This is a genomic window from Mycobacterium sp. PSTR-4-N (assembly GCF_022348085.1).
Lineage (GTDB): Bacteria > Actinomycetota > Actinomycetes > Mycobacteriales > Mycobacteriaceae > Mycobacterium.
The window spans coordinates 1-2,188 of record NZ_JAKRFN010000055.1; the positions used below are offsets into that span (position 1 = coordinate 1).

Consider the following 2,188-nt stretch of genomic DNA (forward strand, 5'->3'; position numbering starts at 1 on the left):
ACCTGCACTTCGGGTAGCTCACTACCCTGCTGCGAGTCTCCGCACCTCGCTGTGGAACGGAAACCAGCGTACGGCCTCGCCGATGATGGCGACGAATGGTCCTTCGATGCCATCACCGACGCGATTTGCGAGAGGCGAAAAGGGCCCGAAGACCAGCCGGCTCGACATTGTGATTTCGTTGTGCCTAGCGAGCTGAGCGCGCCGGGCGGCCCGTCTTCTTGGTGGCGATGTTCGATTTTATGGCGTCGCTGTCGGTGTTGCGGTGGGCGGCGAGAAAGTCATCGACGATGTTCGCGCAGTCATTGTGAGTGATAGTGCGAAGCCCGGTCATTCGGGCGAAGGCGAGTGGTCCGACGAGTTGGCAAAGCGCCAGTTCCTGGTCGAAGTCGTTGAGTTCGGCTTGAGCTTTTGGGCTGGTGAGTACGGCGTCAAATGGTTGACGATATTGATCGACAACTCGGGTCCGTAGCGCCCCGGATGTGTGGCGGTCTTCCGCTTGGGCATTGGAGCCGGTGGGCCCCAATGAGAGCCACGCGAGTGTCGTGACATGCAGCGGTGCGTCGTTGAAAAGGGCGGCTTGGCGGCTGAGCAATTCGATCAGCTGCTCACGGAGGGGTCCGCTGGTCGGTGCCGGAGTGGTCACTTGTGGAAGTAGGCGTTCGAACGTGGCTGCCAGTAAATGCGACGAACTGTGGAAGTGGCGGTACAGCGTGGTTCGGGCCACTTTGGATGCTTTGGTGACGGCATCGATAGTGACCGCTTCCACCCCACCGGTGCTCAGTAGCGTTGCCGCAGCATCCAGCAGCCGGGTGCGTGACCGGATGAGCCGAGGGTCCACGTCGTCGTCAGGGACGGGCACTGCCTGACTGTCGCTCACTCGTTCACCTCGGCGGTCGATCTTCACGCGATGCTGTCACGGCAGTCTAGCAGTGTGGTACTAACGGTAGCGCAGCGAAACCGATCGTATTGGAGGGTGACGGTGCCCGAAAGCCTGTTGCCGCCCGAGCGGCTGCCCTCGCACACCACGACATGCATGGGTTGCGGCCCGGACAACCCCCACGGACTGCGGTTGGTGGTGCATCGTAGCGGCGACGCGGTGTACACCGATGTGACGTTCGATGAGCGCCATATCGGGGCCCCGGGCCTGGCCCATGGCGGGGCAGTGGCCGCGGCATGTGATGACGTCCTGGGCTTCACGTTGTGGATCGCCGGAACCCCGGCGGTGACCCGCACCCTGACGGTCGAATATTTGCGGCCGGTGCCGCTGCATCAGACCCACCGGATTACTGCCCACATCGTCTCTCGTGAAGGGCGGGCGCTGCATGTCACGGCGACAGGCACGGGTGAGGGTGGGATCGCCCGCTTCACCGCCAGTGCAGTGTTCATTGTCGTCAGCCCTGAGCACTTCGCCGCACACGGCGATGTCAGCGCTTTCGGCGATCTTCTGGAGCAGTTCTCGCGCCGCGGCGGCCTCGACCCGGAGCCGTCATGACTGTCCCTCAGGCGCGCAGCCACGGGAAAACCCCGCCTTCGGAAGCGAACTCGGTCGCTGCAGAGAAGCGAGCCGCTAACGCGTCGCGTTCACGCGCGTCCGCACGGCGCCGGGAGACCATTCTTGATGCAGCTTTGGTCGTGGCCGCGGCGGGTGGTTACGAGGCGGTTCAGATGCGGACAGTTGCCGAGCGGGTCGGCATCGCCGTCGGCACGCTTTACCGCTATTTCCCGGCGAAAACCCACTTGCTGGTGGCAGCGCTGACGCGCGAGTTCCGTCGACTCGACTCGGCCGGGGACTGGGCGAGTGGTGAGGGCACACCGCTGGAACGGCTCGAACGGCTCACCGCACATCTGCATGACCGCTGGCAGCGCGACCCATGGCTGACGACGGCCATGACACGGGCCTTCGCAGTCGCAGATACCCGCGCCGCCGCGGAACTCGACCGCGCGGCCGATGAGATCCAGATCCTGCTGGCCCGCACGCTCAGGGGCGGCGAGCCCACTCCTACCGATCTGCACGTGGCTGGGATCATCTCCGACATCTGGCTGGCCAACCTCGTGGCCTTCAGCGGCCACCGCGCGACAGCCGCCGACACCCGCGACCGCATTGACCGAGCCACCAGGCGCGTCGTGACCAGCGCTGCTAGGCCAGCCGTCTACCGGTAACGATACTGCTGGTATCGCAGCGATACTT

The 2,188-nt window shown here is 64.5% G+C and carries 3 protein-coding genes; 2 read left to right on the forward strand and 1 reads right to left on the reverse strand.

Annotated elements, in window-relative coordinates:
• Positions 1-184 precede the first annotated feature (184 nt).
• A complete protein-coding gene (locus tag MHN84_RS29575) occupies positions 185-877 on the reverse strand; it encodes a TetR/AcrR family transcriptional regulator (RefSeq protein ID WP_011856876.1) in 693 nt (230 codons plus the stop codon).
• Between the two features lie 102 nt (positions 878-979).
• Between MHN84_RS29575 and MHN84_RS29580 the strand changes: the two genes are divergently transcribed.
• Together MHN84_RS29580 and MHN84_RS29585 are read left to right on the forward strand one after the other, a co-directional pair.
• Entirely contained in the window at positions 980-1,492 is a 513-nt protein-coding gene (locus tag MHN84_RS29580; protein WP_011856877.1) for a PaaI family thioesterase, read from the forward strand.
• On the forward strand, positions 1,489-2,160 hold the full coding sequence (locus MHN84_RS29585) for a TetR family transcriptional regulator (protein ID WP_011856878.1): 672 nt from the start codon (positions 1,489-1,491) through the stop codon (positions 2,158-2,160). Before MHN84_RS29580 ends, MHN84_RS29585 begins: the two co-directional genes overlap by 4 nt.
• The last annotated feature ends 28 nt before the right edge of the window (positions 2,161-2,188 follow it).